Origin of the sequence: Marinospirillum celere, from assembly GCF_900112235.1 — a bacterium.
GTDB classification, from domain to species: domain Bacteria; phylum Pseudomonadota; class Gammaproteobacteria; order Pseudomonadales; family Halomonadaceae; genus Marinospirillum; species Marinospirillum celere.
Window position 1 is genome coordinate 913,876 of sequence record NZ_FOLH01000001.1, and the last position, 19,836, is coordinate 933,711.

Genomic DNA, 19,836 nt, shown 5'->3' on the forward strand with positions numbered 1-19,836 from the left:
GAGGCACTAACTCACTGTCATCAGCTAATCGGCGCTAATAAAGTAACCTTCTCGTCATTGGCCAGAATCCCAGCTATACCACCTAGCAGTTGCTGACGCTTGTCAGAAACCTCCCAAGCACGCCAAGCTGACTCACTGTTCCACTGAGTAATGATAATGCGCCGATTGGGCCGCCTAAGATCCACCAAAGACTCACCGGAAATATACCCCGGCGACTCCATACAGGCCTGCAAAAGAGCTTGAGAGGCTTGGCGATACTCTTGCTCTAAACCTTCCAGCAACTGTCTTTCAATAATTACCTTAATCATCTTTTGACCTCTTCAAGAATTCAACTTGCTCTTAGAAGCTAATTAACTGAAAATTATCGCTTACTGGCTCTTACTGCAACCTGTTTTAGGAAATCTATGACTTTGGAACAACAGCCACCCGAACACCAGCATCACCTGGACACCAGCGGACTCTATTGTCCTGAGCCCATTATGCTGTTACACCAAAAAATGGAAGAGGTTAAGCAGGGAGAAATACTACTAGTTACGGCAACAGACCCGGCAACAACCCGGGATATTCCCAAATTCTGCCAGTTCCTAAAGCACCCGCTGGTCAAGCAGGAAGAAGATGCGCAAGAATATCGCTACTGGATTGAAAAAGCTTAATAGTCGACCTGCATCATAATTTCATTAGACCAAATCTGACTTTCCATCCAAGCCTGGTTGAGTTTTTCAACCAGATTGGCTGATTTACCGGCCAACTTGGCATGCTCAAAAGCAATGACCAGATTCAACAACTGCCCCAACTTGCCCTGACGGTAAAGAATGGCATTTTTAATCTCTGAACTAAGAGGCAACTGGCTGAGCAATTCAACCATGCTGACCCCCATCAGAGCATCCATCATCGACATGAGGCCAACCATAAAGGCCGTGCGCCGATTAATGCCAGTCATTCCATCAGAAAGCTTTTCACACATGGCAGCGCGGGTGAGCGCTTGCGGCAGGAGCAGCCGACTGGCTGGGCCGTTATTAGCCAGCATAACCGTAGTGACGATGGTTCTAACCCGGTCAATACCCAGAGTATTCAACGCTTGGTGAATGGTGGTGATTTCACTACGCCGACGAAAGGCTGCTGAATTCACATATTTAAGCAGCATAAAGGTCAGCTGAGGATCCTGGGCAATCAGATTTTCCATTGCCTGATAGTTGGGCTCTTCCTCCTGAGCCTCTTTGAGAATGCGAATCTGGGCGCCCTTATTGTTACCTCGCCCTTTACGGGATGTTTCTTCGTGGACCTCGGGCTTGGCATAAAAATAGCCCTGAAAAAACTCAAAATCCATATCCCGGTATTTTTTGAAGGTCTCCAAATCCTCGACCTTTTCGGCCAGTAAGCGAATTCCCCGCTCTTTGTAAAGATCAATATCCTCTTCACGGACCGGTTCAAACAAGTCCACCTTGATGATACTGGCCACATCCAAAAGCGGCTCAGTTTCGGTGGTCAAAATAAAATCATCCAGAGCAACTTCATAACCCAGCATACGAACACGCTTAAGGGCCTTGAGTATTTCCGGCTCACCCGTCACACTCTCAAGAACCTCCAACACAACCTGCTCGGGGTTAGGAGGCAAAAGCTCGGGTTTAAGTATCCATTCGCGAGGGGCATTGAAGAAAAGCTTGCGGTTGCCGATCAGTTTTTCAAGGCCGGTTTCATAAAAAGCCGCGTTACAAACACGTGCTGTAGCCTCCATCTGGTCTTCAACACTGGCAAATCTAGCAGTAGCGCTGGAACGATAAAGGAGCTCATCTGCCACGTGACGCATGCGTTGATCACAGATAGGCTGGAGAGCAATACAATAGTTAACTTCACTGGACTTTTCTTCGTCCCGAGCGTCCATACTAGCCGCCTTTTGTGGTTATACAGAATGCACTAAGTGTTATATAGCTTAACAAAACTCTGCAAAAAGTGTATGAAAAAACCAGTGGGTCACTTAACACGAAATTTCATGAATTTAGGAAATATAAATTAGAAATCCCTCTTCTTACACAAGAATAAACATACACAAGAAAAAAAGCTACAGACTAAAGTTTCTACAAGGCTTAACCTCTTGAAACATACTTGCAGAAAACTATAAGAGAAATCGATGCTTGAGAAGCTACGCCCCGGAGAGCTGACCGTTGGTAAAAGAACCACCATGGATATCTATACCAAGGGGGGTCGCCTACTCTTGTCAAAAGGCGCGCACATCGCAAATGATCAGCAAGTTGAAGTCCTTATGGAGCGCGGCCTGGTCAAGCGTGATCCCAGTGATCGCCAGGACTACAGCAGTGACTTCAAACCTTTTCGGTACAGCGCCAACGTTAACCCTTTTCTGGAAATTGAAGAGTTGGAATCCCAGCTGGAAACCGCCTTCAAGCAGATCAAAAGCCAGAATGCAGCTGCGCCCGATGTTTTTTACCGTAAGATACATTCCATCAGTAGCCAGTTACTCGGCTTGGCTGAGCGGGCTCCTGAAGCTCTGCTGGGCACCGTTCACTGGCCACGCCAGGACGAAGTACCCTACAGCATTCACCACCCGATTCAGTGTGCTGTCCTCCTGGCAGTCATCAGCAAGAAAATCAACTTTCATGGTGAGCGCCTCTTCTCAACGCTGGCAGCAGCCCTAACCCAAAATCTGGGCATGCTGCATTTCCACGACAAGCTTAATCGTCAAAAAACACCCCTGACTGAAGAGCAGAATGAAGCGATACGCCACCATCCCCAACGCTCGGTAGAGTTTCTGGAAAGAATGAAAATCACCGACCCCATTTGGTTACAAGCTGTTCGAGATCATCATGAACGCCTGGATGGTAGCGGTTATCCGGAAAGTAAAACTGAACAAGATATCTGCAATGAAGCCAAGCTGATTGCCCTAGCTGATATTTATGTCGCACTAATCAGCAATCGCGAATACCGAGATGCACTGTCAGTCAAACAGGCTCTACGCCAAATCTTTTCTGAAAGAGGTACTCTAGTCGGTCCCGGCCTGACCAAACTCTTCCTGAATCAAATCGGCATCTATCCTCCGGGGACACCGGTCAAACTCGCTAATGGTGACACAGCTGTCGTAACCAAGCGTGGCGTCAATATCAACCATCCCGTTTGCGCCGGTATTCGTGCTATCAGTGGCCAGGTTTATATGCACCCACCACCCAGAGATACCAGTGATCCCCAGTATGCCGTACAGGAAATTGTTTCTGCTGAAGTGCTGAAACCCCTGCAGCCCTTTTTGTTCTGGGGCGTACACGTCCGCAAAGCCATCGAACTTTAACTTTAACAGTCACCCAACAAAAAAACCGCCACTAAAAAGTGGCGGTTTTTGCATGGAAAGAGAACTTGCGAGTTTTCGCTTAGTTCTGGTTTTCCATTTGTTGCTTAATCAAGTCACCAATGGTGGTAGGACCAGATTGAGCTTCAGGCTGGGCTTCACGCTGGGCAGCCATAGCTTGCTCAGTTTCAACCTTGTCTTTAGCCTTGATCGACAGGTTGATCACGCGGTTTTTGCGGTCAACATTAACGATGCGGGCTTCAACTTCGTCGCCTTCTTTCAGCTCGTTGCGGGCATCTTCAACACGCTCAGCGCTGATTTCAGAAGCTTTCAGGATGGCCTGAACTTCTTCATTCAGAGCAACAACAGCTTCTTTAGGCTCTACGGAAACAACCGTGCCTTTAACGATAGAGCCCTTGTCATTCAGAGCCAGGAATTCGTTGAAGGGATCGCTTTCCAGCTGCTTGATGCCCAGAGAGATGCGCTCACGCTCAGGGTCGATCGACAGGATAACGGTTTCAACTTCTTCACCCTTCTTGAACTTACGAACGGCTTCTTCGCCAGCTTCGTGCCAAGAGATGTCGGACAGGTGAACCAGACCGTCGATGCCGCCGTCCAGACCAACAAAGATACCGAAGTCAGTGATGGACTTGATAGCACCAGAGATTTTGTCGCCTTTGTTGTATTGGCCTGAGAACTCTTCCCAAGGGTTAGGACGGCACTGCTTGATGCCCAGAGAAATACGACGACGCTCTTCGTCGATGTCCAGAATCATGACATCGATTTCGTCGCCCAGACTAACAACAGACTTAGGATTAACGTTTTTGTTAGTCCAATCCATTTCAGAAACGTGAACCAGACCTTCAACACCTTCTTCCAGCTCTGCGAAGCAGCCGTAGTCAGTCAGGTTAGTAACACGCGCCTTGATGATGGAGTTTTCTGGGTAGCGTGCTTTGATTTGAATCCAGGGATCTTCGCCCAGCTGCTTCAGACCCAGAGAAACGCGGTTGCGCTCGCGGTCGAACTTGAGGACTTTGACATTGATTTCGTCGCCAACAGCAACGATTTCGGAAGGATGCTTGATACGCTTCCAGGCCATATCGGTAATGTGCAGCAGGCCGTCAACGCCGCCCAGATCAACGAAGGCACCGTAATCGGTCAGGTTCTTAACGATACCCTGAATTTCCTGACCTTCGGCCAGGTTAGCCAGCAGCTCTTCACGCTCAGCAGAGTTTTCTGCTTCCAGAACAGCGCGGCGAGAAACAACCACGTTGTTGCGTTTGGCATCTAGCTTGATAACTTTGAAGTCCAGTTCTTTGTTTTCCAGGTGAGCGGTGTCGCGTACAGGGCGCACATCAACCAGAGAACCGGGCAGGAAGGCACGGATGGAGTTAACGTCAACAGTGAAGCCACCCTTGACCTTGCCGTTGATAATACCCTTGACGATTTCGTTCTTGTCGAAAGCTGCTTCCAGCTCAATCCAGGATTCGGCGCGACGGGCTTTTTCACGGGACAGACGGGTTTCACCAAAACCATCTTCCACAGATTCCAGGGCTACAACCACCTGGTCGCCTTCTTTCAGTTCGTCAGCATTTTCGAACTGATTGCGGGGAATAACACCCTCGGACTTGAGACCAGCATTTACGGTAACCCAGTCACCATCAATATCCACAACAGTGGCAGTAATGATGGAACCAGCTTCCATGTTGACTTCTTGCAAACTTTCTTCAAATAATTCGGCAAAGGATTCGGTCATGAAATTTTCTACTCAATTTAAGTCGTTTTAGATGCGACACAAGTGCCGCCCTCCGCGCCACCAACAAACGCGGGCCTGATCGTTTCCATCCAGAGGCGTTAACGCTGGTTAAGCCTGAAGGGATTTTCAAAGGGTATCCCAACAAACTATGACGCTACTCTGAATGACCTCCGTACTGCTCGACTTGAAATCCATCTCAGGCGGAGGATGCCTAAGATATCAAGCCTCGGCTTTTTGCTTCAGCTAGAATTAAGTCGACGACTTCTGTAATGCTCAGCGAGGTGGTATCCACTTCTACAGCATCCTCTGCAGGCCGCAGCGGCGCTGTTTCGCGGTTCATATCACGCGCATCACGCTCCAGAATGTCTTTTTTAAGGTCAGATAGACTAGCAGCTATACCCTTACTACGCAACTGCTCAAGGCGTCTTCGTGCTCTTTCTTCTGCACTGGCGGTCAGGTAAATTTTTAGAGGCGCATCGGGGAAAACCACCGTGCCCATATCCCGGCCATCACACACCAGCCCGGAACCTTCTGCAAAGGCGCGTTGACGGGCCAACAAAGCTGAGCGTACTCCAGGTAGGGCCGCAACCTGAGAGGCCAGACCACCCACACGCTCGGTTCTCAGCTCTTTGCTGACATCCTCACCTTCCAGGATGACTTGAACCAGCTCATCCTTACTGACTTTAAATTGCACATCCAAGTGTTCGGCCAAAACGGCCAGCGAGGCTTCATTATCAAAAGCCACACCATGATGTTCAGCAGCCAGGCCAACCAACCGGTAAAGCGCACCCGAGTCAAGCAACTGCCAACCCAAGTATTTAGCAAGCAACATGCTCACTGTACCCTTACCTGCGCCGCCTGGGCCGTCAACCGTAATCACTGCAGCCTGTTGATTCTCAGCAACCATACAACCTCCCTTCTTTTAGCCGCAGCATTATACGCCTTTTGGTTGCAAAAGCATTAAACGCTGTTTTTTTGCCAAGTTTCCAAAATAGCGCGTAAATCACCTTCCAAAGTTACCGCTTTTTGTGCTTTCTGGTCAGTAACCACAAAAGTGACATCGGCATCCGCTACCAAAGTATCTGTCCCCTTAAGCACCACATCCTGGTGCATCACTGCACTCTTGTTCCCCAATTTGGCCAAGGAAGTCACCACTTCGATCTCTTCACCCACATAGGCACCACGGCGATAATTGATATTAATGTTCACCACCGCCAAGCCCAACCCTGAACCTGTAAAAGAGGAAATATCCACCTGGCGTTCCAGGAAATCCCAACGCGCCTCTTCCAGAAACTCCAGATAACGCGCATTGTTGACGTGACCATAGAGGTCCAGGTGGTAACCACGAATCTTAATGGGTGTTCTTGTCTGCATGCTTCACTCCTTATTAAAAACACCCAGCAGTGTAATTCAGCCACCGGAAGATTCAAACGTTTGTTTATAAATACCTTTCAGCCCAGTTCTCCGCAAAGACTGGTCTGCATGAGCCGCTCCACTTCTTCAGGCGTCCAAGCCTGCTGCTTGGCAAGTGCCATCAAAATCATCAATTTCGCCATAGCCGTCATCGGCGTCATATCCCCCACCGAAATCACTCCCGCCAGCCGTAACCAGGCCCCTGCAGCATAGGTTTCCATCTTGACAGCTCCTGCTGGCACTCGGGTTGAGTTAACCAGATACACCCCCTGCGCCCTGGCTCTCAAGAAGGCTTGATAAACAGCCCCCTCAGTCGGTGCATCTGGATTGCCTGAAGGAAAATTGCCTGCACCATAAGACTGTAAAACAATGCCCCTGGCACCGGCTTGAACCATTGCATCGACCAGGTCAGCCAGCAAAGCCTTCCCTTGAGAAGCTGAGTAGGGTGCAGGAAAAGCATTCAAAAGCATCACAGGAAAAAGATCCAAATCAGCATGCAACTGGGTAACACGTTTCAGCTGTTCAGCACGCTGCTTGGGGTCATCAAGACTGGTAGAAGCCCTTAAGGGGGCGGGCAGCCAGCCTTCTGTATAGAGACTCCAATCCGCAGCATATTTGGCCAACGGCGGGTAGTTAGGTGAAGAAAAGGCATTCACATCACTGGTATGGGTTTTAACAACGCGACTACTGCGATAAAGATGATGATGAAAATATACACTCACCTCAGGAATTCCAAGGCTAGCAGCAGCCAGCGCGCCACACAGGTTTTGAAAGGCGTCAGTGTTAAAGTTAAGCGCCAGCTCACCCTTGCCTTCTTCTTGATAAAACATCGGCAACATAGAGCCTGTAATCACTACAGGCTTGGTTAAGGCCGCGGTGATCTCACCCGTGGAATCAAAACCTGCGAGTAAAAAAGGCAGGGCCCCACCGGTAAAATCCAAGGTATCCGTACCCTGCAGCAACACAAAACCATCAAAATCGGCATAGTGGGTTAATAACGCCTGAGCCATAAGACACCAAGCCGTTGGCTGCAGGTCCGTACTGTCCAGCGTTTGGTTTTTCGATGCCGAAAAAGGCACCCCGGTCAGGTAGGAGACTTGAATGTCAGCAAACTTCTGTCGCAAAAGCGGGTCCAGGTGCTTTTCACAAGCCTGGGCAAAATCCTTTGCCGACATAGGCGCCAAAGGATCACCCACACAACTAAGAGTGCCACCTGTATTAATAACCGCTATCTTCATTCAGTCTCCTCTACACTTGGGCTTAGATATCCATCACTCCGGCATAGCGCACGCCAGTCAGATAAGCCATTTCTCTATCCCAGGTTGCCAGATCATCTGGATTAAAATCGGCCAGCTGCGAATGACCACAAGCTCTTGCCATCACCTGCATCAAGGCCGTGGAAGCCTGCAAAAAGTTATGCAACTGCTTGGCCGACTGATCGACATTTAAACGCTGCCGCAGATCGGCCTTTTGGGTGGCAATGCCTGCCGGGCAATTATTGGTATTACAAATTCGAGCCGCCACACAACCGATGGACTGCATGGCACTATTGGCCACGGCAATCCCTTCCGCTCCCAAAGCCAAAGCCTTGATAAAATCACTGGGCACACGCAGCCCACCGGTAATCAGCAAAGTGACCCGGCCACTGGCTCCCTGTTGGTCGAGATAGCGCCGAGCCCTTGCCAAGGCAGGCAGTGTCGGCACACTAATATGATCACGAAACAGTGTTGGCGCTGCACCGGTTCCACCACCACGGCCATCCAAAATGATGTAGTCGGCACTGGCATCCAGCGCAAACTGGATATCCCGCTCAATATGGTTAGCACTCAGCTTAAAACCAATTGGCACGCCACCGGTAATTTCACGGACCCGATCAGCAAAATTTTTAAAATCACGAACACTGTGTAAATCTGTAAAAGTGGCCGGTGAAATCGCATCCTCACCCTCTTTCAGGCCACGCACCTGAGAAATCTTGCCCCGATTCTTACTGCCCGGTAAATGCCCGCCCGTGCCGGTTTTGGCACCCTGGCCGCCTTTAAAATGAAAAGCCTGGACCTTTTCCAACAGCTTCTCGTCATAACCAAACTTGGCGCTGGCCAACTCATAAAAATAACGTGAGTTTTCCTGCTGCTCTTCAGGCAGCATCCCCCCTTCACCGGAACAAATACCCGTACCCGCCATTTCAGCACCCCTGGCCAAAGCAATTTTGGCTTCTTCAGACAGGGCACCAAAACTCATATCAGAAACAAACAGGGGAATATCCAACACCAGAGGCTTACGCGCTTCTGGACCTACCACCAGCTCAGTGCCAACCGGCGCATCATCCAAAAGCGGTTTTTTCGCCAACTGGGCTACCATAATCTGCAAGGCATCCCAATCGGGCAGTTTAGAGCGAGGAACCCCCATGGCTTCAACAGGGCCATGATGACCAACACCCTTCAACCCCTCACGCGCCAGTTGGTGAATCAACTCAACGCTGGGCTCTTCCGCAGTATTTTTAGCTTCAGGTGCTTTCTGATCTCCTGAATCTAATTCAGGGCCCTCTTTACCCACTGCATCCTGGTCAAACTGTTTATGTGTTCCATCACAAAAAGGAGCATTTTGTGTGTATTTGCACTGACAAAGAAAAGCAGCACCGTCTTCTTCAGCCACAAACCCCTTGGGTTTAAAACCTGTTCCCTTATGAGAACCATCACAAAAGGGCTGATTACCTGAACGACCACAGGTACAGAAAAAATACTCTTCGCCTTTGCTCAGCTCAACTTTTTTGGGTTTGTTATCAGCAACATGTGGGCGACTCATCTGCTTTCTCTCCTCATCAAAAACAAGACTTTAGAAAGCAGTGTGGAAGATAAAAGCCTAATGCGCCAATCCACCAAGCCAAGCAATTTAAGCAAATGCTCTTTATTTATTACCCCAGATTTTAGCCACCGCACCCCTGGAGCCCAGCGCACCCAAGACCACAGCAACAAAACCCACGCCAAAGAAAACCACTACCGGAATCAGCGAAACCAGCTGACCGCTTACGTAACCAGCCGTGGCCGAGCCCAAAGACAAGAGGATAAACAGGGCACCAACAATGTTGAGAACAACCCGATGCGACTTCTTGTAGTTTGCCGGTTCTTCACTGGTTTCAAAAAAACACAGCACTGGCCAAAATAGTTTTGTTAATACCTTTCTCATTAAAAACTGCCCTTTCTTAAAAGCGGGTGGGTGTAGCTGTGCAATCATACCCCAGTCTACATCTTCAGTGCGCCCTTCAAGAAATCATCAATAGCCGGTAGATAGGTGGCCTCACTATCCAAAAAACCTGTGTTGTGACCACCCTGAATCACCAGCAACTGCTTTGGATGCGTTGCAGCCTCATACACAGCCTGCCCTTCGGCAAAGGGAATGATTTCATCATCTTCACTATGAATAACCAGCAGCGGCGCACTACGCTGGGTCACATAGTCAATCGTGGGATAATTCAAACGTGCCAGGGGGCGTACTGGCAACCAGGGATAGAGCCTTTGCCCCAAGTCAGGCACTGAACGAAAGGGTGATTCCAGAATCAGCGCTGCAGGATCAGTCCGGCTGGCTAACTCAGCCGCTACCGCCGAACCCAAAGAACGCCCGAAAACCACCAACTGGCTAGGATCATGGCCGGATTCTTCCTTCAACCAGCGCCAACCTGCATCGGCATCCAAAGCAGTTCCTGCCTCGGAGGGTTTGCCCTCACTTCGGCCATAGCCCCGATAATCAAGAATCAACACCGACAGATCCAGCCGATTAAACTGCTCAAGGGATCTCAACCGATGTGAAATATTGCCGGCATTACCATGCAAAAACAAAACCGCCGCCCGTGAATTTTCGGCGGGCAACCACCAGGCATCAAGCCGCAGGTCATCCTCAGTCGTCAGTTCCACCGCCTGCCAATCCAGCCCAATATCCGTCGGCGTTGCTATTTGTTCGCGGCCCATATGCGGCAGATACACCAACCGCTCCTGAAACAGCCACATCAACACCACAAGCGATAGATAAAACAGCCCCAGCACTAGGCCTAAACGTAACAACATAGCAATACTCAAAAGCTGCGTTATAATACCTGGATGCAAGTCTCAAAACCCTTCTCCCAGGCCTGTGAAAACAACAAAGGTCCCCTATTGGCAGTGCTACAGCAAGTTCTGCCGGAGTCAACGCACCGGAATTCCCGGGTATTGGAACTCGGCTCGGGCACAGGTCAGCATGCTGCTTTCTTTGCGCCTCGCCTACCCTGGCTAAGCTGGCAACCAACAGATCAAGCCCATTACCTGCCTGGCTGCCGACTCTGGATAGAAGAAGCCCGTGCAGCCGGAGCTGATAACCTGCAAGCACCCATCGTTTTAGATGTGTTACAGCCACTATGGCCAGAGCTGGAAATAGACGCCGCTTATTCAGCCAACACAGCCCACATCATGCACTGGCCTGCTGTTGAAGCCATGTTCCATGGGCTGGGGCAGCGCCTGCCTTCCCAGGGGCTCTTTTGCCTCTATGGCCCCTTTCGCTACCAGGGCCAACATACCAGCGACAGCAATGTACGCTTTGACAGCTACCTACGCCAACAAGATCCCGGCATGGGCATCCGCGACCTGGACGAACTGGAACCCCTAGCCTCAGCAGCTGGCTTTCAACTGATCGCAGACCACGCCATGCCAGCCAACAACCGTACGCTAGTCTGGCAGCGCCAACCGCATCTTGCCTTAACCAAATAAACCACTAGCCAGCAGGGTTCCGAACAGAGTCAAAATAAGGATGGCTGGATTTGCGATGACTACTTTCTTAAAAACCTTGCACTATCTATAAAGTTGGATATTTTCCTGTTTGGCATCTTGCTAACGCCGCCAACACACGCGGCTTTGTAGTGGAGATGTAGCCGAAACGAAAAAGCTATCGCTGTGCTTGGCCTTGTTAGGGTGCTTGGCATATACTTGTACGGAAACCCTGTACACTAAGGTGCTATTATGGATACAATCAGTGTAAACAAATTCAGAGACAACCTAAAGAGCGTTGTAGAGCAAGTGGTTAGCCGGCATGAGCCGCTCAAGGTAACTCGACGAGCTGGAGAGGCTTTCGTTGTGATGAGCGCCGACGACTGGGAGCAAGAACAGGAAACTCTTCACGTTCTCCAAAGTAAAAGCCTCATGCAGCAGATTGCCGACTCTCTTGAAACTCACACCCATGGAAAAGGCTATCAACCGACTGACGAGCAGATGGATGAGATCACTGGTATTTGAGGGCAACACCTGGGAAGCGTATCAGGCTATGCGCGAAAAGGACAAACGATTACATAAGTCCTTGTGCAAATTGCTCAAGGACATACTGCGATCGGACGATCCTTCCTCCGGCCTGGGAAAGCCTGAACCCCTAAAGCACAACCTCTCTGGCCTATGGTCTAAGCGGATATCACAAAAAGATCGTTTGATATATCGGTTCGACGAAAAGTCTATTTATATCTTCGCTATTGGTGGTCACTACGATCAGCCCTAACATTTTGTTAAGCCGCCTCGAAGTCCAGGGGATGGATTCCATCCAGGTTGACCGTTTTGCGGGCCATCCATAGATCGTACATATCCTGCATCGCCAACCAGCTCTCAGGAGAACGTCCGAGAACCTTGGATAGCCGAAGCGACATTTCCGGGCTAATACCACTCTCCCTTTTGAGCAGCCGAGACAAAGTGGAGGGAGAGACCCCCAGACTGGAAGCAAGCTGACGGGAACTGATACCGAAAGGCTCCAGGTACACCTCACGAATGAATTCACCAGGATGCGGCGGATTATGCATAGTCATCAGTGATAATCCTCATAATCAAGAATGTAGGCATTGCCGTCCTGAAATTCGAACGTCATGCGCCAATTTCCGTTAACACGAATCGACCACCGCCCTTTGTCTCGCCCCTTCAATGAGTGAAGCCGAAAACCAGGGATATCCATATCATCCACCGAAGTGGCGGTATCCAGATCTGCTTTTAGGGAATGGAAAAAGGATTCCATATAACCGTTGTCAGTGCAGCAGCCCGGACGATTCATGCTGCTTAAAATGCCATGTTCTTTTAGTAGGTTTTGAACCTCATGGGCTCCGTACTCAACACCTCGATCCGTATGGAAGATCAATCCTGCACCAGGTTTACGGTCTCTCAGTGCCTGCCTGAGTGCTTTGCAGGTTAGTGCCGCTGTTTTCTGAGCACCCAGCTTCCAGACCAGTATGCGTCTTGAGTGCCGGTCCATAACCACTGACAGGTAATGCCAGTAACGCCCAACTCGTATATAGGTCAGGTCACCTACCCATTGCTGATCAGTTCGGGTTGGTGCACCCTGCTCCAGTAACAGGTTTTGATGCTTGGCATAAAAGCGGGTGATACCGGGTGTTCTGCGATATATCCGGGCCACTCGGGCTTTCAAGCCTATCTCACACATCAGGCGCGCCACTCGTTTGCGCGCAATGCAGATACCCTTCTGGCGCAGCTGCTGATGAATCCGTGGGGCTCCATAGCGTCCTTTACTGGCTGAGAATACTTGAAGAACCTCTTGTCTGAGCTGCATGTCACGTTGCCTGTGCAGTGACTCAGGGCGTTTCAGCCAGGCGTAATAGCCACTGTGAGAGACGCGTAACCAACGACACAGAAACCGAACGCCAAGACGCTGGTGGTGCAGCTTTACGAATCGGTAGCGTTCCTTTGTTGTTCCGCGAGAAACCGTTGCCACTTTTTTAGCAGGTCAACCTCCAACTTCAATCGACCGTTTTCCTTTCTCAGCTTCTTCAGCTCAGCATTATCAGTATCTGGCTTGGCTGATTTACGTGATTTTTTCAATGGCTTGGCCTTGGATGGTGAGCGCAATGGGTACAGCCCCTCACGGTACTCTTTTCGCCAGCGTGACAGCATAAAAGGATGGATTCCCAAACGCTGTGCCACTTCCTGTACCTGAACGCCAGGCTCTTGACTCATTTCAACGGCTTTGCGCTTGAACTCAAAGCTGTACTGACGTGTTTTTTTGGGGTTGTTGTATCGGGGCATTGTAGCACCTCCAGTGCTGACTGAAGGTGTCCACTAAAACGGGGCAAGTACAAAGTCCGCGTGGATGCATTTGTTATGCGATTCTTCACGCTTACAAGCTCTAACGCGCCCGGTCTTTCTTTTTTTCGTACATTGAGGCATCAGCCTCCGCAATCATTTCTTCTAACGATAGCTCTGTATCATAAGAGAAGCTCGCTACACCGGCACTGTATTCTATAAGGTAAGGTTTATTAATGCCCTTATTCAATGCATCTATTGCTGTTTTAAAGCGCTCCAGGAGGACCGTAATTTGTTCATCATTGGTGTCTGTCAGCATGACAACAAACTCATCCCCACCGAGTCTGCCAATCACATCGCTCTCACGGAACACGCTGCGCATCACTTCGGCAAACTGCTTTAATGCAAAATCACCCTCGTGGTGACCAAAGTTATCATTAATCGGTTTGAATTTATTCAGGTCAAACAAAATCATTGATATCGGCATTTTATTGCGTCGGCAGACCTTTTGGCTATGTTCAGATAGCGTCAGGAATCCCCTGCGGTTAGATATCAAGGTCAATTCATCCAATGTTGCTAATTGAATTGACCTGATTTCTTGCTCAATCATGGCGCCCAAGTCGTTTAAAAGCTGCTTATCCTCCTCATTCAGATGCTTCGGCTTCGAGTCAATTAAACATAACGTCCCTAGATTTATGCCTTGTCTCAACTTTAGTGGGTAACCCGCATAAAAACGGATATTGGGTTCATCGGTAACCAGGGGATTATCTGAAAACCGCACATCGTCAATCGCATTGGGAATAATGAATAAGCCATCCTGATTAATGGCATGGCCACAAAATGATATTTCGCGCGATGTCTCAGATGCATCCAGACCTTGTGCAGATTTAAACCATTGTCTGTCTTCATCAACGAGACTAACCAGTGAAATTTCTACACCAAACATACGCTTGGCCATTCGGGTAACTCGATCAAATCGCTCTTCATGAGACGTATCAAGGATTTGCAGTGTTCTTAAGGCATGAAGCCTTTCTGCTTCATTGGCTGGCAATTCTGGCTTAATCATATTGGTATCTCACTCTTAAAAAATTTGCTTAAATATAGTACATCTCGGCAATCATGCATTCTGGTAAAACGACCAAAAGACAATATCAGGGCGAGCGTTAAGGTATCCCTGCATAACGCCCGGCTCACCAGCGTCCAAACCGGAGCGGCTTTTGTGTTAAAGTGTAGCGCAGCGAAACCACAAAAACCGCTCCGGTTTGGACGTCTGAGTGGAGCCGTTTGTTAAGCTTTACCTGAAGCTTCGTCACGCAATTCTTTTTCAATTTCTTCTGCCGCTTCCTCTACGCTATTTTTATCTTCACTATAGTCGTCAGAACTGTTGTCATTGTCTTCACTAAACATGCTATCCATATGGCTAGCAAATTCAGCTTTGATCAACTCTTCTTGTTGCGCATAATCTTTATTAAATAGTTCCTTAAAAACATTTATAAAATCTTCTGTCTTTCTGAATTCCCTGAAAAGCGGCCATTCGACAATTTCTTTTTCACTCAAATCTCCTGTTTTCACCACAGTCGCAATTAACTTTGCAGAAAGCTTATAGTCTTCATCGAGCACAGCGACTGCCAACTTGAACTCATACCCCGTGGCGCTCCAGTCATATCTCTTTAAAATTTCGGCACATTTATCTTTCTTGTCAGAGCGTTTATAAGCTTGTGCAAGATTTATTATCATCATTCTCTTTACTGTTTCGCTATGATGCTTTGGAAGACCAATAGCGAACTCCAAAAGGGCTGAAGATAGTTTATTCTTATTCTTCGAAACGAGATTAAAACAAACATTATTAAGGTTGTTATCAGACTCTTCTCTCTCGTCTGGAAATAATTTTCGCCATAGTACGTGCGCCAACTTGACAGATATCTCAAATATTACCTCATAAGCTCGTTTCAAATAATCACTATCTACTGATAGACTGCACCCAATTGTCACACCCTCGATATTCACTCCATGAGCTTTGCAGACTTTAAGATACTGACTTGAAACAATACCATTTGAGTGAACAAATAAATTTCGTCTCTCAGTTATTTCAATAAATTCGCTCCAAATATCAAGACCTTTTCGAAGCTTGACATCAAACTTTGTTTCCAGTGTTGAAAAATGTTCCGAATGACTTTTTCTTAAAATCGACTCAATCTCTTTTTCTAACACTTGCTCCTTGGCTTCTTCTAATGTCTCAAACGCTAATAAATCTGTATAAGATATTTGTCGCGCACTGTCATTAAGTAGTTCAGGCTTTTTTGAATAAATCACTTTTAATAACGACCCCAAGAAGCAGTCAAACTCACTAACGAATGAAACCAAGAAATTTCGAGGGATAAGTTTTACTGATTTAATAAGGCTTCGGGATTGTTCTCTTATTCGATCAGCCCTGCCTTGCCTCTCGATTGGCAATGTGTAAACCTTCTTTTCATCACTCTCTTCAGTCACTTCGCCATATTTTTCGAGGTAATCGCTATGTCCTTTTCTAAATTTCTCAGCCACGGTTGCAACAACCGACAAAGCCAAGGGCGCGCTTGAATTCAAAGCGTCCATGTTTTCAATAAAATCAAATACTACTTTACCTATTTGCTCTTCTTCCATCGATTCCTCGTTTCAAAAGTAGCTTAACGCCGCCAGCAAGCGCGGCTTTGCAGTGAAGGCGAAGCCGCAACGAAAAAGCCGTCGATTTGACTGGCCTTGTTAAGCATTTTTCGGTTTGTAAGCAACGATATTCACTGTACCTTTACCTTTATACTTCTTCATTTCAAAATCACTTCTGAGGTTCTGAATGATCTCAGGCAACTTTGTTGCTCCATAGGTTCTAGGGTCAAAATCAGGTGTTGATCGTTTAACAAACGAACCCGCCGCTGCAACATTTGCCCAGCCTTCATCATCTTGGTATTGTTCCCACGCCTTCTTAAGCAGAGGCACCAGTTCTGAAATATTCGCTTTTTCTGACATGGCGACTTCGTGAACTACAGGCTCTGACTTAGGGGCTGGCGATGGTTCAGCGCCTAGGTTTTCTGTAAAAATGAAATCGTCACAAGCATTTCTAAATGAAATTGGCGTCTTCTTTTCTCCAACACCAAAAACAAATATTTCCGACTCTCTAAGTCGAGAGGCCAGCTTCGTAAAGTCGCTATCACTCGAAACCAGAGCGAAAGCATCAAATTTACCAGAATAGAGCAAATCCATTGCGTCTATAATCATTGATGCATCTGTAGAATTCTTACCTGTTGTGTAGGCAAATTGCTGAATTGGCTGAATAGCCAATTCATTTAACGATTGTTTCCAATTTTTGAGATATTCACTAGACCAGTCTCCGTACGCTCTTTTTATTACAACATGCCCATGCGCTGATATCTCATCCAATATTGCTTTCACTTTCGTATATTGGGCGTTATCTGCGTCAATGAGTACAGCCACTTTCTTGTGATCATCCAAATCTTTCATTCAAACTCCAGTCTTGATGCTGAGTATGCTTAACGCCTTGCTCACCGGAAAATTAGGAGCGCAGCGAGTAATTTTTCCGAGTGCAGCAATTTGTTATGACTAAAAACGGTTACGTTCCAGCCAACTAATAAAATCCGGGGCATCCTCTGTGAACCGGTTTGTCTCATGATCCCACAAAAAAATTTCTGGAGACTCGCCGACAGACCAGCAGAAAAGGTCACCGCAACCATTGCTAGCAAAAGCGATATAAGCTCGGCTCTTTACGTAAATCTGATTTTCTAGCAGTTCTTGAGGAGCGAGAATTTCAGCGCTAAACCTCAGATCGTTTAAACCGCCCAATCTAACAAAATCACGATACCAACCTTTGAGCTCTGCTTTCAGAGCCAGCTCTACCTGATCCATTTCGCTTTCTGGTGGAATCGGCTCATCGAGCCGATACTTTTCGTTTTTAGCCAAGATACTCTCAATCTGATGCATAGCTTTAGTCATAACTCTTAAGCGGTTATGCGGACGGCGCAGCTGTCGCATAACCGCATGTTGAACGGCCGCTGGCTCAGAGGTAGGGACTAGGGAATTTGCTTTTTAAGATCCGGCTTTCCCTGGCCTTTTGGTTCCGGGCGAACGATCCCTTCACGATGTTTTTTTCGCCACTTTTAAGTCTTTTTTGAACGACAGTAGCTGATTTCTACTTTCTTTTTACCTGTTTTGCCTTTTAGGCGCAAGTCGACCGGTCAGCCCAGATGTGATCAGGGCGTTTTCTTGGGATTAGTCGTGCGCCTATCTCTTTTCAGCTGCTATTAATGGCTTTGATTGTATTGCTGCTTTCATTCTCGGGTGTGTAGGCTGCCATCCTGCTGATGGGACTCTGGCAGTTGGGGCAACAGCGTAATGTCGGTTGATTTTCTGTCTGCTCCGGTTGCTGTTTCTTGTGCTGAGGTTTGATTTGTCTTCGGATGCAGGCCAGCCGTTTGGCTTTGATGGCATTGGCCAGGTAGCCATAGTGGCGGATGCGCATAAAGCCTTTAGGCAGTACATGCAGCAGGAAGCGGCGAACCAGTTCCTGTGGTGCCAGTTTAAGGCATTTGGAGCCACCAGAGTCCTTGTAATCCAGGTATTGGAGAGTGACCTGGTTTTCATTCCAGCCCAGGATGCGGCCATTGCTCAAGCCGATGCGATGCGTGTAGCGAGCCAGGTAGTTGACTAGGGTTTTCCGGTAGTGAAGTGCCGATTTACTGTAGACCACCCAGGGCTTTTGCATCAGGCGATTCAGTTGTTGGTTGATCTCATTTTTTGAGACGCTGGCTAACAAGCCTTGCTGCCAGGCTTCACGGATACGACTAACCATTTGGCCTCGGAAGCGATTGGATAAGGCTTTCACGGGCAGCAGGTAGTTTTTGTTATGTGTGTGCCAGCGAGCTTGATACTTCAGGCTTCCTGCAGGCACCAGGCAGTGCAGGTGAACATGGCGGGTGAGCTGTTGACCCCAGGTGTGCAGAACAGCTGTCATACCCAGCTGGCCCTTGAGTTTGCGTTCGCCCAGGGTTTTCAGGCTATTCCAACAGCTCTGGAACAAGAGCCGATACAGGCAGCGTCCATGCTGACCGATCCAGGTGTTCAGCTCATGAGGCAAGGTAAACACCAGGTGGAAGTAAGGAACCGGTAACAGTTGGCTCTGCTGTTTTTCACACCATTGCTGGCTGGCATGGCCCTGGCACTGAGGACAATGACGATCACGGCAGCTGTGATACCAGGTCCAGTGATGCTGGCAGGTTGGGCAAGCATAATGCTGACCGCCCATGGCGGCCGTTCGACAGTCCGTAATATGATGCAGCACTTGCCACTGTCGTGGCGTGGCCTGGATATCTTGCTGCCTTTTGCAGTGTTCAATGATGGCGGCCAGGTTCAGGGCATTCATGCCGCCCTCCCCAACCCACAGAGCAGGTCTTCGGTCGGGTTGCGAGCTACATCCATCAAGGCAACCCATTGCAGGTAGCGAAAGGTGGTTTGCAGGTGCTTGTGCCCCAAAAGTGCTTGCAAGCGCGGCAAGGGCATTCCGTTCAGTAGTTGGTGTGTGGCAAAAGCATGGCGCAAACTATGGAAGCAGACTCGCTTGCTGATGCCTGCTGCTTGCGCAGCCGCTTTCATGTCCAGTCTTAAGTATTTGCTGTCTAAAGGGCGATTCTTGTACTGACCATAGATGATGTAGCTTTCTGGCCTGAAGGCCCTCCAGTAGTCGCGCAGGTTCTGTTTGAGGCTTTCTGTAAAAAGGACATAGCGATCCTTCTGACCTTTGCCCTGCCGAACCTTGATACGGTTATGGACACCATCCAGATCCTGAACCTGAAGGGCGCTGACTTCACTGATGCGCATTCCGGTCGCGTAAGCCAAAAAAGCAGCCGCTCTGGGTTTGGGGCGTACAAAGTGCTGCAACAGGGCCAGAACTTCATCGGGGTACAGCAGGTCAGGGATTTTCTGGTCACGTTTGGGATGAGCCAACGCCATTCGGGGCAAGCGTCGCTGGAGCACTCGGCTGTACAAAAAAACTAAGGCATGGACAGCCTGGCGACAGCTGGAGTGACTTAGTTGGCGATCACGGATCAAATACAGCAGATAGGCTTGCAGCTCTTCATCGGTCAGTAAATCAGGGGAGCGGTGATAATAACGGGCCAGTTCCTTGATTTGTTGCAGGTAGGCTTGCTGGGTTTTGGGGGCGAGACCTCTCAGATCCATCTGATCAATCATCGCTTGACGAAGCGGGGTCATGATCTAATCTCCAAAGAGGTTGGAGCATTAATTATGGATCAAAATCCCGGATGCGCCACCCGCCCCGCGCAGCGGCTTAGTTCAAC

General features: G+C 48.6%; 23 protein-coding genes. 5 read left to right on the forward strand and 18 right to left on the reverse strand.

The window, feature by feature from the left end:
• Positions 1–20 precede the first annotated feature (20 nt).
• The gene (locus BM185_RS04335; RefSeq protein ID WP_091959744.1) at positions 21–308 is read right to left on the reverse strand and encodes an antibiotic biosynthesis monooxygenase family protein; all 288 of its coding nucleotides are present in this window, start codon (positions 306–308) and stop codon (positions 21–23) included.
• A 96-nt stretch (positions 309–404) separates the two neighbouring features.
• On the opposite strand from BM185_RS04335, the gene tusA reads away from it, so the two are divergent.
• Positions 405–653 (forward strand): sulfurtransferase TusA, encoded by a 249-nt coding sequence (gene tusA / locus BM185_RS04340; protein ID WP_091959747.1) that lies wholly within the window; start codon positions 405–407, stop codon positions 651–653.
• On the opposite strand, the gene BM185_RS04345 is transcribed toward tusA, so the two are convergent.
• Entirely contained in the window at positions 650–1,882 is a 1,233-nt protein-coding gene (locus BM185_RS04345; RefSeq protein ID WP_091959751.1) for an EAL and HDOD domain-containing protein, read from the reverse strand. The genes tusA and BM185_RS04345 overlap by 4 nt on opposite strands.
• A gap of 246 nt (positions 1,883–2,128) precedes the next feature.
• Between BM185_RS04345 and BM185_RS04350 the strand changes: the two genes are divergently transcribed.
• The gene (locus tag BM185_RS04350) at positions 2,129–3,295 is read left to right on the forward strand and encodes an HD-GYP domain-containing protein (protein ID WP_091959754.1); all 1,167 of its coding nucleotides are present in this window, start codon (positions 2,129–2,131) and stop codon (positions 3,293–3,295) included.
• Positions 3,296–3,374: 79 nt separating this feature from the next.
• Here the strand turns inward: BM185_RS04350 and rpsA are convergent, their stop codons facing one another.
• The 7 genes from rpsA to BM185_RS04385 form a co-directional block, all read right to left on the reverse strand.
• A complete protein-coding gene (gene rpsA / locus BM185_RS04355) occupies positions 3,375–5,048 on the reverse strand; it encodes a 30S ribosomal protein S1 (protein ID WP_091959757.1) in 1,674 nt (557 codons plus the stop codon).
• 211 nt (positions 5,049–5,259) lie between these two features.
• Positions 5,260–5,955 carry a (d)CMP kinase gene (gene cmk, locus BM185_RS04360; RefSeq protein WP_091959760.1) on the reverse strand — a complete coding sequence of 232 codons (696 nt, stop codon included), beginning with the start codon at positions 5,953–5,955 and terminating at the stop codon, positions 5,260–5,262.
• A gap of 53 nt (positions 5,956–6,008) precedes the next feature.
• Positions 6,009–6,422 carry an acyl-CoA thioesterase gene (locus tag BM185_RS04365; RefSeq protein ID WP_091959763.1) on the reverse strand — a complete coding sequence of 138 codons (414 nt, stop codon included), beginning with the start codon at positions 6,420–6,422 and terminating at the stop codon, positions 6,009–6,011.
• A gap of 77 nt (positions 6,423–6,499) precedes the next feature.
• On the reverse strand, positions 6,500–7,699 hold the full coding sequence (locus tag BM185_RS04370; RefSeq protein ID WP_091959766.1) for an asparaginase: 1,200 nt from the start codon (positions 7,697–7,699) through the stop codon (positions 6,500–6,502).
• Positions 7,700–7,721: 22 nt separating this feature from the next.
• Positions 7,722–9,263, reverse strand: coding sequence for a glutamate synthase-related protein (locus BM185_RS04375; protein WP_091959769.1), 1,542 nt, complete (start codon positions 9,261–9,263; stop codon positions 7,722–7,724).
• Between the two features lie 102 nt (positions 9,264–9,365).
• Positions 9,366–9,644 (reverse strand): hypothetical protein, encoded by a 279-nt coding sequence (locus tag BM185_RS04380; protein ID WP_091959946.1) that lies wholly within the window; start codon positions 9,642–9,644, stop codon positions 9,366–9,368.
• 56 nt (positions 9,645–9,700) lie between these two features.
• Positions 9,701–10,519, reverse strand: a complete 819-nt coding sequence (locus tag BM185_RS04385; protein WP_177203468.1) for an alpha/beta hydrolase — start codon at positions 10,517–10,519, stop codon at positions 9,701–9,703.
• Between the two features lie 33 nt (positions 10,520–10,552).
• Between BM185_RS04385 and BM185_RS04390 the strand changes: the two genes are divergently transcribed.
• The 3 genes from BM185_RS04390 (at position 10,553) to BM185_RS04400 (ending at position 11,969) form a co-directional block, all read left to right on the forward strand.
• Positions 10,553–11,194, forward strand: a complete 642-nt coding sequence (locus BM185_RS04390) for a DUF938 domain-containing protein (RefSeq protein WP_091959772.1) — start codon at positions 10,553–10,555, stop codon at positions 11,192–11,194.
• Between the two features lie 249 nt (positions 11,195–11,443).
• On the forward strand, positions 11,444–11,716 hold the full coding sequence (locus BM185_RS04395) for a type II toxin-antitoxin system Phd/YefM family antitoxin (protein ID WP_091959775.1): 273 nt from the start codon (positions 11,444–11,446) through the stop codon (positions 11,714–11,716).
• 28 nt (positions 11,717–11,744) lie between these two features.
• Positions 11,745–11,969 (forward strand): Txe/YoeB family addiction module toxin, encoded by a 225-nt coding sequence (locus BM185_RS04400; RefSeq protein WP_245751693.1) that lies wholly within the window; start codon positions 11,745–11,747, stop codon positions 11,967–11,969.
• Between the two features lie 7 nt (positions 11,970–11,976).
• Here the strand turns inward: BM185_RS04400 and BM185_RS04405 are convergent, their stop codons facing one another.
• The 9 genes from BM185_RS04405 to BM185_RS04445 all read right to left on the reverse strand — a co-directional run bounded on the left by BM185_RS04405 (position 11,977) and on the right by BM185_RS04445 (position 19,750).
• Positions 11,977–12,270, reverse strand: a complete 294-nt coding sequence (locus BM185_RS04405) for a HigA family addiction module antitoxin (protein ID WP_091959780.1) — start codon at positions 12,268–12,270, stop codon at positions 11,977–11,979.
• The gene (locus tag BM185_RS04410) at positions 12,270–13,184 is read right to left on the reverse strand and encodes an IS3 family transposase (protein WP_143089481.1); all 915 of its coding nucleotides are present in this window, start codon (positions 13,182–13,184) and stop codon (positions 12,270–12,272) included. The genes BM185_RS04405 and BM185_RS04410 overlap by 1 nt, the downstream gene beginning before the upstream one ends.
• Entirely contained in the window at positions 13,136–13,495 is a 360-nt protein-coding gene (locus BM185_RS04415; protein ID WP_091959786.1) for a transposase, read from the reverse strand. The genes BM185_RS04410 and BM185_RS04415 overlap by 49 nt, the downstream gene beginning before the upstream one ends.
• Before the next feature lie 100 nt (positions 13,496–13,595).
• Positions 13,596–14,558, reverse strand: coding sequence for a sensor domain-containing diguanylate cyclase (locus tag BM185_RS04420; protein ID WP_091959789.1), 963 nt, complete (start codon positions 14,556–14,558; stop codon positions 13,596–13,598).
• A gap of 221 nt (positions 14,559–14,779) precedes the next feature.
• Positions 14,780–16,135: a hypothetical protein gene (locus tag BM185_RS04425; protein WP_091959792.1), complete on the reverse strand. Its 1,356-nt coding sequence runs from the start codon at positions 16,133–16,135 to the stop codon at positions 14,780–14,782.
• A gap of 99 nt (positions 16,136–16,234) precedes the next feature.
• The gene (locus tag BM185_RS04430) at positions 16,235–16,987 is read right to left on the reverse strand and encodes an NYN domain-containing protein (protein ID WP_091959794.1); all 753 of its coding nucleotides are present in this window, start codon (positions 16,985–16,987) and stop codon (positions 16,235–16,237) included.
• A 99-nt stretch (positions 16,988–17,086) separates the two neighbouring features.
• Positions 17,087–17,464, reverse strand: coding sequence for an SMI1/KNR4 family protein (locus BM185_RS04435; protein ID WP_091959797.1), 378 nt, complete (start codon positions 17,462–17,464; stop codon positions 17,087–17,089).
• 310 nt (positions 17,465–17,774) lie between these two features.
• Positions 17,775–18,902, reverse strand: coding sequence for an IS91 family transposase (locus BM185_RS04440; protein ID WP_143089482.1), 1,128 nt, complete (start codon positions 18,900–18,902; stop codon positions 17,775–17,777).
• Positions 18,899–19,750 carry a tyrosine-type recombinase/integrase gene (locus tag BM185_RS04445; RefSeq protein ID WP_091959801.1) on the reverse strand — a complete coding sequence of 284 codons (852 nt, stop codon included), beginning with the start codon at positions 19,748–19,750 and terminating at the stop codon, positions 18,899–18,901. Before BM185_RS04445 ends, BM185_RS04440 begins: the two co-directional genes overlap by 4 nt.
• Between the last annotated feature and the right edge of the window lie 86 nt (positions 19,751–19,836).

Excerpts from the sequence above, each read along its gene's own strand:
- BM185_RS04335 (WP_091959744.1), bottom strand. The coding sequence starts at position 308 with ATGATTAAGGTAATTATTGAAAGACAGTTGCTGGAAGGTTTAGAGCAA.
- tusA (WP_091959747.1), top strand. The coding sequence starts at position 405 with ATGACTTTGGAACAACAGCCACCCGAACACCAGCATCACCTGGACACC.
- BM185_RS04345 (WP_091959751.1), bottom strand. The coding sequence starts at position 1,882 with ATGGACGCTCGGGACGAAGAAAAGTCCAGTGAAGTTAACTATTGTATT.
- BM185_RS04350 (WP_091959754.1), top strand. The coding sequence starts at position 2,129 with ATGCTTGAGAAGCTACGCCCCGGAGAGCTGACCGTTGGTAAAAGAACC.
- rpsA (WP_091959757.1), bottom strand. The coding sequence starts at position 5,048 with ATGACCGAATCCTTTGCCGAATTATTTGAAGAAAGTTTGCAAGAAGTC.
- cmk (WP_091959760.1), bottom strand. The coding sequence starts at position 5,955 with ATGGTTGCTGAGAATCAACAGGCTGCAGTGATTACGGTTGACGGCCCA.
- BM185_RS04365 (WP_091959763.1), bottom strand. The coding sequence starts at position 6,422 with ATGCAGACAAGAACACCCATTAAGATTCGTGGTTACCACCTGGACCTC.
- BM185_RS04370 (WP_091959766.1), bottom strand. The coding sequence starts at position 7,699 with ATGAAGATAGCGGTTATTAATACAGGTGGCACTCTTAGTTGTGTGGGT.
- BM185_RS04375 (WP_091959769.1), bottom strand. The coding sequence starts at position 9,263 with ATGAGTCGCCCACATGTTGCTGATAACAAACCCAAAAAAGTTGAGCTG.
- BM185_RS04380 (WP_091959946.1), bottom strand. The coding sequence starts at position 9,644 with ATGAGAAAGGTATTAACAAAACTATTTTGGCCAGTGCTGTGTTTTTTT.
- BM185_RS04385 (WP_177203468.1), bottom strand. The coding sequence starts at position 10,519 with ATGTTGTTACGTTTAGGCCTAGTGCTGGGGCTGTTTTATCTATCGCTT.
- BM185_RS04390 (WP_091959772.1), top strand. The coding sequence starts at position 10,553 with ATGCAAGTCTCAAAACCCTTCTCCCAGGCCTGTGAAAACAACAAAGGT.
- BM185_RS04395 (WP_091959775.1), top strand. The coding sequence starts at position 11,444 with ATGGATACAATCAGTGTAAACAAATTCAGAGACAACCTAAAGAGCGTT.
- BM185_RS04400 (WP_245751693.1), top strand. The coding sequence starts at position 11,745 with ATGCGCGAAAAGGACAAACGATTACATAAGTCCTTGTGCAAATTGCTC.
- BM185_RS04405 (WP_091959780.1), bottom strand. The coding sequence starts at position 12,270 with ATGACTATGCATAATCCGCCGCATCCTGGTGAATTCATTCGTGAGGTG.
- BM185_RS04415 (WP_091959786.1), bottom strand. The coding sequence starts at position 13,495 with ATGCCCCGATACAACAACCCCAAAAAAACACGTCAGTACAGCTTTGAG.
- BM185_RS04420 (WP_091959789.1), bottom strand. The coding sequence starts at position 14,558 with ATGATTAAGCCAGAATTGCCAGCCAATGAAGCAGAAAGGCTTCATGCC.
- BM185_RS04425 (WP_091959792.1), bottom strand. The coding sequence starts at position 16,135 with ATGGAAGAAGAGCAAATAGGTAAAGTAGTATTTGATTTTATTGAAAAC.
- BM185_RS04430 (WP_091959794.1), bottom strand. The coding sequence starts at position 16,987 with ATGAAAGATTTGGATGATCACAAGAAAGTGGCTGTACTCATTGACGCA.
- BM185_RS04435 (WP_091959797.1), bottom strand. The coding sequence starts at position 17,464 with ATGCATCAGATTGAGAGTATCTTGGCTAAAAACGAAAAGTATCGGCTC.
- BM185_RS04440 (WP_143089482.1), bottom strand. The coding sequence starts at position 18,902 with ATGAATGCCCTGAACCTGGCCGCCATCATTGAACACTGCAAAAGGCAG.
- BM185_RS04445 (WP_091959801.1), bottom strand. The coding sequence starts at position 19,750 with ATGACCCCGCTTCGTCAAGCGATGATTGATCAGATGGATCTGAGAGGT.